Source organism: Thermoanaerobaculia bacterium (assembly GCA_035260525.1).
Lineage (GTDB): Bacteria > Acidobacteriota > Thermoanaerobaculia > UBA5066 > DATFVB01 > DATFVB01.
Genome location: DATFVB010000136.1, coordinates 1 through 8,735, shown reverse-complemented (window position 1 = coordinate 8,735; position 8,735 = coordinate 1). Strand labels below are relative to the sequence as shown.

General features: G+C 70.5%; 11 protein-coding genes. 3 read left to right on the top strand and 8 right to left on the bottom strand.

Annotated elements, in window-relative coordinates:
• From VKH46_06460 to VKH46_06450, 3 genes are all read right to left on the bottom strand, one after another.
• Positions 1 to 342, bottom strand: a 342-nt coding sequence (locus VKH46_06460) for a TlpA disulfide reductase family protein (GenBank protein ID HKB70470.1), incomplete at its 3' end; no start/stop codon positions are given.
• 243 nt (positions 343 to 585) lie between these two features.
• A complete protein-coding gene (locus VKH46_06455; protein HKB70469.1) occupies positions 586 to 1,980 on the bottom strand; it encodes an ATP-binding protein in 1,395 nt (464 codons plus the stop codon).
• A gap of 1 nt (position 1,981) precedes the next feature.
• Entirely contained in the window at positions 1,982 to 2,659 is a 678-nt protein-coding gene (locus VKH46_06450; GenBank protein HKB70468.1) for a response regulator transcription factor, read from the bottom strand.
• A gap of 88 nt (positions 2,660 to 2,747) precedes the next feature.
• Between VKH46_06450 and VKH46_06445 the strand changes: the two genes are divergently transcribed.
• Positions 2,748 to 3,815 carry a hypothetical protein gene (locus VKH46_06445; GenBank protein ID HKB70467.1) on the top strand — a complete coding sequence of 356 codons (1,068 nt, stop codon included), beginning with the start codon at positions 2,748 to 2,750 and terminating at the stop codon, positions 3,813 to 3,815.
• Complete coding sequence (locus VKH46_06440) at positions 3,815 to 4,303, top strand: hypothetical protein (protein HKB70466.1); 489 nt, start codon at positions 3,815 to 3,817, stop codon at positions 4,301 to 4,303. The genes VKH46_06445 and VKH46_06440 overlap by 1 nt, the downstream gene beginning before the upstream one ends.
• 45 nt (positions 4,304 to 4,348) lie before the next feature.
• Here VKH46_06440 and VKH46_06435 read toward each other — a convergent pair whose 3' ends face one another.
• Positions 4,349 to 5,200, bottom strand: a complete 852-nt coding sequence (locus VKH46_06435; protein ID HKB70465.1) for a hypothetical protein — start codon at positions 5,198 to 5,200, stop codon at positions 4,349 to 4,351.
• 5 nt (positions 5,201 to 5,205) lie between these two features.
• Positions 5,206 to 6,477 carry a metallophosphoesterase family protein gene (locus tag VKH46_06430; GenBank protein ID HKB70464.1) on the bottom strand — a complete coding sequence of 424 codons (1,272 nt, stop codon included), beginning with the start codon at positions 6,475 to 6,477 and terminating at the stop codon, positions 5,206 to 5,208.
• 108 nt (positions 6,478 to 6,585) lie between these two features.
• On the opposite strand from VKH46_06430, the gene VKH46_06425 reads away from it, so the two are divergent.
• Entirely contained in the window at positions 6,586 to 6,999 is a 414-nt protein-coding gene (locus VKH46_06425; GenBank protein ID HKB70463.1) for a DUF302 domain-containing protein, read from the top strand.
• Positions 7,000 to 7,119: 120 nt separating this feature from the next.
• On the opposite strand, the gene VKH46_06420 is transcribed toward VKH46_06425, so the two are convergent.
• The 3 genes from VKH46_06420 to VKH46_06410 all read right to left on the bottom strand — a co-directional run.
• Complete coding sequence (locus VKH46_06420; protein ID HKB70462.1) at positions 7,120 to 7,695, bottom strand: class D sortase; 576 nt, start codon at positions 7,693 to 7,695, stop codon at positions 7,120 to 7,122.
• 64 nt (positions 7,696 to 7,759) lie between these two features.
• Positions 7,760 to 8,401 (bottom strand): LPXTG cell wall anchor domain-containing protein, encoded by a 642-nt coding sequence (locus VKH46_06415; protein HKB70461.1) that lies wholly within the window; start codon positions 8,399 to 8,401, stop codon positions 7,760 to 7,762.
• 141 nt (positions 8,402 to 8,542) lie between these two features.
• The coding region (locus VKH46_06410) for a YhjD/YihY/BrkB family envelope integrity protein (protein HKB70460.1) at positions 8,543 to 8,735 on the bottom strand (193 nt) is incomplete at its 5' end.

Below are 8,735 nucleotides of genomic sequence, written 5' to 3'. Positions count from 1 at the left end.
CTCGACGGAATCGAGGAACCCGCGGATCGTTTCGCCGTTCTCCTCGAGCGTCAGCCCCAGAACGGTCAGGCCGCGCTCGCCGTCCCTTCTCTCGAGGGCGTCGAAGAAATGGAAGCTTCCGCGGCAGGGCGCGCACCAGGTCGCCCAGAAATCGAGGACGACGACGCGTCCCCGAAGGTGGAGCGGCACGGGCTCGCCGTCGAGGTCGAAGACGGCGAGATCGTCGAGCGTGGCGGGCGCGCCGTCGCGGGGGCGGGCGCGGCCGAACCGGCGCCGTGCGCCGGCGCGGAGGGCGCGAGGAGCCCGCCGAACGCGGCGAGGAGCGTCAGGGAAGCGCCGAATCGATTCACGGGCGGGAGACTCCTTTCCGGACGGCGGCGCGCCGCGCGGGGCGGGACGCCGCCAAATCGTTTCGCCGTTCCCGCCGCGACGGGTCCGGCCGGCCGGCCGTGACGGGCAGGAGGGCGAGGACCAGCGCGGCGACCGCGGGGAGCCGCCGACGGAAGGTTCTCGGACAAGGAGCCCGGCGCGGATCCACGCCGGAAAGCTAGCGATCCCGACCCAAATGCAGGATGTACGCCGCCGTCAGGCCGCGTCCGGCGCGATGCGGAGCTCGGCGACGAACGTGCTCCCGGCGGGAGAGGTCTCGGCGAGGCGCGCGTCTCCGCCGTGCATCTGCGCGATCGACCGGACGATCGCGAGGCCGAGACCGGCGCCGGCGCCGGACCGTCCGCTCACGCCGCGGTAGAACCGCTCGAAGATCCGATCCCTCTCTTCCGGCGGGACCCCGGGGCCCTCGTCCCGCACGCGGATCGACGTCACGCCGTCGCGGTCGGCGAGCTCCACCCGGACGCGGCCGCCCTCCCGCGTGTGCTTGACCGCGTTGTCGAGGAGGTTGAGAACCATCCGGTGGATCAATTCCTCGTCCCCGCACGCCAGCCGCTCCGGCGAGGGCGCGACTTCGATCCGGACGTTCCGGGATTCGGCGCGCGTGCGCATCGCGCGCGCGGCGCCCGCGACCGTCTCGTCGAGGTAGAACCGGGATCGCCGGACCGGATAGTCGCCGGCGTCGCTCCGCGACACCAGAAACAGGTCTTCCACGATCTGGGAGAGCTTCCGTGAGGTCTTCTGGACGACCTCCAGGGCGGCGCGGTACTCCTCGGCGGCCCGGCCGGGCCGGGACAGGGCGACGTCGGACTCCGCCTGGAGGATCGCGAGCGGCGTGCGGAGCTCGTGCGAGGCCTCCGCCATGAAACGGCGCTGGGAGGCGAACGCGCTCTCGAGCCGTTCGAGCAGGCCGTTCAGGGTCCCGGCGAGCTGCCCGAGCTCGTCGCGGGGGTGCACGACCTCGATCCGCTCGCCGAGGCTCGATGCCCCGATCCGCCGGGCCTGACGGCTCATTCGCACGACCGGCGAGAGGCTCTTTCGTGCGAGCACGTAGCCGCCCGCTCCGGCGGCCAGCAGCGCCAGGGGGATACCGGCGAAGAGCGCGGTCGCCGCGGCGCGGAGCCGGCGGGTCTGGTCCTCGAGGTTGCGCGCGACGACGGCGACGAAGGGCGTCGACACGACGGTGACGGGAAACGCGAACGCGCGGATGCCGCCGCCCGGCGAGCGGCCCTCGACCGTGAACGTGCCGCGCGCGCCCGACGCGACCCGCCGGGCGAGGGCGTCGCGGTCCGACGCGGAAACCTCGCGCGACCGCGAGGCCGCGGCCAGGCCTCCCGCGGCGTCGAAGACGAAGATGGCGCGGTCGCTGTAGCGGAAGTCGAGAGGCACGGTCCGCGAGAGCCCCCCTTCCCCGAGCGCCGACCGGCCGAAGGCGGCGGAGAGCTCGTGCGCGGTGTCCGCCAGCGAGGCGTCGTTGTCGGCGCGGATCGCGCGCGCGATCGCGAGGTAGCTCACGGTCGAGAAGGCCACGAGCACCACCGCGAGGAGGGCGCAATACCAGAGCGTCAGGCGGGCGCGAACGGTCGGGCCCACGTCAGTTCCGCACGTCCTCCAGCATGTATCCCGCGCCGCGGACCGTGTGGATGAGCTTGCGGTCCGAGACCTTCTCGATGTTGCGGCGGAGCCGGTTGACGTATACCTCGATCAGGTTCGAGAACGCGTCGAACTCGTCGTCCCAGACGTGATCGGCGATCTCCGCGCGCCCGACGATTCGCCCGGCGTTGCGCGCGAGATACTCGAGCAGCGAGTATTCCTTCGTCGTCAGGGAAATCGGCGTGCCATCGAGCCGGACGCGGTGGGAGCGCGTGTCGAGCTCCAGCGCCCCCACGGTGAGCACGGGCGCGTGCGTCAGCCCTCCGCGGCGCAGGAGCGCGCGGAGCCGCGCGAGGAGCTCGTCGAACTGGAACGGTTTCACCAGGTAGTCGTCGGCGCCGGCGTCCAGGCCGCCGACGCGGTCCGCCAGCGCGTCGCGGGCGGTCAGCATGAGGATCGGCACCATCGCGCCGTCGGCGCGCAGGCGCCGGCAGACCTCGAACCCGTCCGGGGGCGGGATGAGCACGTCGAGGACGATCGCGTCGTAGTCGGCGAGCCCGGCGTGGTACAGGGCGTCTTCGCCGGTCGAGACCACGTCCACGGCGTAGGAGCTCTCGGTCAGGCCGCGCCGGATGATGCGCGCGATCTGGGGGTCGTCTTCGACGAGCAGGATGCGCATCGCGAAAGCCTAGCGAGACCGGATGAACGGAAGATGAATTTCCGTGTCCGCCGGTAGACTGGGCTGCGTCCGATCCGGGAGGATGTCCATGAGCCCTCGCCGCCGCTTTCCAAAGCTGCCCGCCGCTGTTCTTGCGGCCCTCGCCGTTTCCGGTATCGCGGCGGCGCAGCAATCTTATCCGACGTTTCGCGTCGCCGTCTTCGGCGACGCGAATCTCGGCTACTCGACGCGCGCCCATTCGACCGAGCTCGAGCTCGGCGAGCTCGATCCGTACGCCCAGGTCCGCTTCTCGGAGGACTGGTCCGCGATCGCCGAAGCGCTCTTTCAACGCATCGAGCGAGGGTCGAGCGCCGATCAGCCGGGGAAGCATTCCGTCGAGCTCGATCTCGAGCGTCTCTTCGTCTCGTGGAGCCGTTCGGACGCGCTGAAGCTCCAGGTAGGCGAGGTCAACAGCGGGATCGTCGAGTGGAACGAGCGCGAGCAGGCTCCGCGGTTCCTGCAGACCCCGGTGGACGTCCCGTCGATGGCGCTCCGTCCCGAGCAGGGCGGGGCGTGGCCGCTGCACCTCGTCGGCGCCTGGGCGTCGGGAAACGTTCCGGGGACCGCCGGCCTCCGGTATGGGGCCGGGATCGGCGCCGGCCGCGGGAGATCGCGCGAGGACGTGACGTTGACGGGCGCCGCGTCTCCGGCCGCGCTCGCATCCCTGTCGTTTTCTCCCGCGGCGGTCACGGGTTGGACGATCGGGGGGGCGGCGTTGTTCGACCGAATTCCCGCGCCGGAGGGGACGTACCGCGAGATCGACGAGACGCTCTCGACGAGCTTCGTGCGCGGGCCGCTCGAGCTCCGGGGCGAATGGGGCCGCATGGAGCACCGCCTCTCGAGTGAAACGCACGTCACGACCGGGTGGTACGCGCTGCTTTCGTGGCGCCTGGCCGGCTCGCTCGAGTCCCTCCGCCCGTTTCTGCTCGTCGATCGCCTCGACGTCGCCGGCGGCGAGCCGTATCTCGCGGGCATCGCCGACCAGAGGGCCTGGTCGGCGGGCGTCCGTTGGGACGCGTCGCCGCACCTCGTCCTGAAGGTCGATTACCAGTCGCAGCGGGCGAGAGCCGCTGAGGAGGAGCGGCGCGCGCGCCTCCAGGTCGCCGTGGCTTTCTGATGCCCCGCCGGATCATCGCGGTCCTGCTCCTCGCGGGAGCGGCTCGGGCGGCCGCCCCGCCGCCGAAGGACGAGCTGGTCTTCGTCGCCGGCACCGCGCGGCCCCCGGCGGCGATCTCCTCGTCGGACCTCCGGCGAATCTACCTCGGCCGGACGACCCGCTGGCCCGACGGCCGACGGATCGTCCTCGCGGTGCGCCCGGCCGCGACGGCCGCCGGGCGGATCTTCTACGACCGGGTCGCGGGGATGTCGGAGATCGATTTCTCGCGCCTCTGGCTCGGCGTCCTGTTCCGCGGAGACGCGGAGACCGCGCCGCGTGTGATCCGCGACGCCGCCGACGTTCGACGCTTCCTCGCCCGGACGCCCGACGGGCTCGCGTTCCTGCTCTCGAGCGAGCTCGACCCGCGCGACTCCGCCCGGCGTCCGCTGCGCATCGACGGGCGAGACCCGGGGACCGCGGGATATCCGTACCTCGCGCCGGTCCCGTGACGGCGGCGGGAAACATTCCGCGGGCCGCCGCACGGCGCGCCGGGCTCAGCGGCCTCCGAAGAGCCGGCGAAACGTCAGCCCGACGCGCCAGCCGGAGAGCGCGTTGCGGGAGGCGAAATCGCGCCCTCCTTCCACGAGTATCTGGCTCCGTCGATCCCGGCCCAGACCGAGGTGCAGCGCGGCCCCCGCGCGAGCGCTCGTCGACCGCCGGTTGTGGAAGATCGTCCCGTTCTGGCGCGCATCCGACGCCGCGAGGAATCCGGCGGTCGCGAGCGCGTCGAGACGAAAGCTGTCGGAACGCACGACCGGGAACTGCGGCGCGATCTCGCCGAGCGCGCGGAACCAGGCCTTCTGGATCTCGAACGGCCTCCCGTAGTCGAAATCGACGCGCAGGCCGATCCGGGCTTTCCGGCCGAGCCCCGGAAGGAGCGACCAGTCGCTCCTCACGAAGACGCGGTCCTGCCCGTCCGAAACGGGAAGAGCGTCGGAGCCCGGCTGTTTCCGGGACTGGTAGCCCAAGCGAAGGAGACTGGTCGAAGCGCCCGGTCTCCAGTCGAGAAAGAGACCCGCTCCGGTGAAGCCCGAATCGGAGAGCGCCCGGCCGTTGGCGCAGCAATAGCGATTCTCGGCCCAGGTGCCGAGGGCCCCGAGAGCGAAGGAACGCGAGAGGCCGTACGTCACGGACGCGTCGAGCCTGTAGAGGTCGAGGGAACGGGCGATCTCGTTCCGGCTCCCATTCGCGTCGGCGTAGACCGGGTCGAGCCCCGCGTCGAACGATGCCGCCGCGGCGGCCTGCCCCGGCGCGGGAAGGGGAAGGCGGAGGACGAACTCCGGCGGGGATCCGCCGAAGGCGAGGGTCGAGGCGACGATCGCGGACACCGCTGCGAGCGCGGGCATCCTCCTCAAGGCCGGGCGAAGCGTTCCCGGACGTTCTCCAGGGGCGGCGTGGACGACGCGCAGGCGTCCCCGCCGGCGCCCGCCGCGACGGGCTTGACGAGCTCGAGCGAATCGAAGACGGCGCCGGCCGCGTCGTGGGCCTCGAGCAGCAGGGAGCCGCCCGCGATGCGCACGGTCACGTAACCGTAGACGCCGGCGAGGAAAGCCGAGAAGCTCTCCGGGTCGAAATTCGACAGCACGGATCCGCCGCCGCCCTCGACGACGTAGATCACGGGCGAGTTCGGCGGGCCGGAAACGCGGATCGGCTTCGAGCGCTCGTAGAGGTGCTCGTGCCCGGAAAAGACGACGTCGACGCCGTACTTCTCGAACAGGGGAGAGAGGACGAGCTGCTCGACGATGTTCGAGTTCTTCGACGTGAACGGCGGCTCGAAGACGGTGACGAACTTCCAGGCGGCCGTGCTCGTCCGCAGGCCCTTCTCGAGCCACCGGTACTGGTCCGAGTCCTCGCCGAACGGCGAGCTCTCGACGTCGAGACAGAAGAATTCCGCGTCCCCCTGCCGGAACGAGTAGAAGCGGGGGTCGGGCGTGAGTCCGTTTGCCGGCAGGTCGAAGACCTGGAAGAAGGGGGCCCCGCCGGCGGTGCGGACGTCGTGGTCCCCGAGGATCGGAAGGATCGCGTCCGCGGCGAGGAGCGGAGCGAACGGCCCGAAGAAATTGACGTCGTAGTCCTCGAGGCGGCCATCCGGATAGTCGACGTCTCCCACGTGAAGGACGAGATCGACTCCCTCGGCGGAGAGGGCGCCGGCGATCGCCGCCGGCACGACGCCGCCGGTCGTGTCGCCGATGACGCCGAACGAGACGTTTCCGTCCGACGGGCAGCGCGGCGCGCGAAAGCGATGGACCGGCGACGCGGCGGCTCCGTCGGCGAGGATGCGGTACTCGTAGAGGGCCCCGGCATCGAGGCCGGAGAGCGCGATCCGGTGCGAAACTTCCGCTCCCTCTTCTTCCGCGCTCCGCCAGCCCGGGACGGTCGCGGCGGGGAGGGGCGATTCGCTTTCGACGCGGTAAGTGCCTCCGGACGGAGCGGGCGGCGGCTCCCGCCGGTACTCGACGGCCCCGAGGTTCGCCGACGCGGTTTCCCAGACCACGGCAATCGTCTGGTCGTCGGGGCGCTGGAGATAGGGGCCGCGCGTGAGCGTCGCCGCCCCGAGAACGGACGGCGCTGCCATGGCCGCGAGGACGATCCAAACGATGCCTTCCCCGATGCGCCGCGACACGTTCGCGACGGTATTCCTCCCGACCTAAATGCCGGATGTACGGTTTCTGATGCGTCTGCACATTGAGGCCGGCCCCGCGATGTGCCACGCTTCCGAAAGGGGGTTTCCATGGAGCCAGTCGGTTGGGAAGTCGAGATGGAGGGACCGCTCGAGAAGGGAGTCGAGCGCGCGGCGGCGGCCCTCAAGGAGGAGGGCTTCGGCATCCTGACGCGCATCGACGTGCAGAAGGCGTTCGCCGAAAAGCTCGGCAAGGAATTCCGTCCGTACGTGATCCTCGGGGCGTGCAACCCGGCGCTCGCGTACCGGGCGCTGCAGCGGCGCGCGGAGGCGGGGCTGCTGCTGCCCTGCAACGTCGTCGTCGAGGAGGATCCTCCCGGGCGCTGCCGGGTGCGGGTCGTCAACCCGGCGGAGATGATGAAGCCGGGCGGGCTCGACCGCGATCCCGACCTCGCTGCCGTCGGCACGGAAGCGGACGCGAAGCTGAGAAGGGTCGTCGAAAAGCTGCGGTCCTCCGCGGCGTGAGCCGGGCGCCGATGGCGCAGACGATGGCGACGTCGACGCCTCCCGGTCCCGTTTTCTCCTCCCGTGCTCTCGAGCGATCCTGATGGGAGCGCGGAAACGGATGGAATAGCGGGTCGAGTTTCAGATGGGAACGCGGGCGGCCGTGACCACGAACCTCTTCGGCGCCGAACCGAGATAGTGAAAGGGATAGCAGGTGACGAGAGTCAGCGAGGCATGCGGGCCCGGTTCGAGCACGCCGACGTCGCCCGGGCCGACGACGGCGGTCGAGTCCACCCGGTACAGGGAGGAGACGCCTCTTTCGCCCGTGAGACGGATCTCGTCGTTGACACGGATTTCCGCCAGGGAGCGGAAGAACGTGTCGCGGTGGCCCGCCAGTCCGACGTTTCCCCCGTCCCCCGGAAACGCCGTTCCGGGAATGTGACCGACCGCCAGCCGCAGAGTCGATTCCGCTTCGCCTTCCGCGATGATCGCGGACAAGCCGATCCGCGGTATGTCGATGCGACCGATGGCCGTTCCGTCGGCGACGGGCGGGCGAGTCGGCGCCGGAATGCTCGCCGGGAGAGCCGTCCGGGTCTCGTGGCTCGAGAAGCGGCTTCGGTTGGCGTTCTGGTAGAGACGAGACTCGCCGAGCGTCCACGCGCACCAGCCCAGGAAGGCGGCGCCGATCGCGAGCAGCAGGTATTCGAGTGTTCTCATCGCGGTCCGCAAAAGAAGCGAGCCGGGACACGTGTCCCGGCCCGATCCATCGAACGTGAGTTCGCTACGCCATCCGGCGCGCGACGTGAAGGGCGGCCGCGGCGCCGAATGCGCCGAGACCGATCAGCCCGAAGAGCGGCAGAGAGCTGCCCGTTTTGGGCAGCGCGGTGGGCCGCGCCGCCGGAGTCGGGGCGGCCGCTTCGGCGGGCGCGGGGGCGGGTTGGTGGGTTTCCGCGGCCGGAGCGGGGGCTTCGGTCGCCCGGGTCTCGGTCTGCGCCTGAGTCGTTGTTTCGGCTCTCGCTTCCGCGATCCAGGTGGCCTTCCCGCTGGTGAACTCCTCGCCCCACTCGTCTCCCGGGTAGAACCACGTGCTCAACGCAGGATGGCCGTTGGCGGTCGTGAAGGTGAATTCGGTCTGCTCCGCCTGCTGCTGGTTGGTGTCCAGATTGCGGCGCAGTCTCATGGCGGTCACGGTCGCGAACACCTTTTTGTTGTTCTCGTCGGTGACCTGCACCTGCACCTTGCCGTTGGTGAAATCGTGGACCCGGAGCATGTAGACGCCCGGCTGCAGGATGGTGCCGGAGATCTCCGTCGGTTCGGAAATATTCAGCTGCGTCGTGCGCTGGACGGGCGTGCCCTGTGCCAGCAGCAGACTCGCGGATCCCAGGAATGCCGCGGAACAAAGGACCCTCTTCAAAGATTTCATTTCGTTTCTCCTCTACCCGCAGCATGGGCGCTCCCGGGCGCGCCGTCCAATCGTTACTTCCGTTCTCATTAAGACGATCGAACGATGATGTATCGCGGACGAGCTGCGGGACGAGGAGACGAACCCCGGCCCGACCGTCGGTCACCAGCGTTGACGGGCCGGCGCGAGCAGGACTCCCCCGAGGAGGAGGATCCAGGCGATGAGATGCGACCAGATCAGGAACAGCACCACGCTGCCGAGCGTGCCGTACAGCCGCGCCGCGCTCCACAGCACCGGGACGGCGAGGGAGAAACCCACGCTGGCGGCGATCCACCCCAGCGAGACCAGCAGCGCG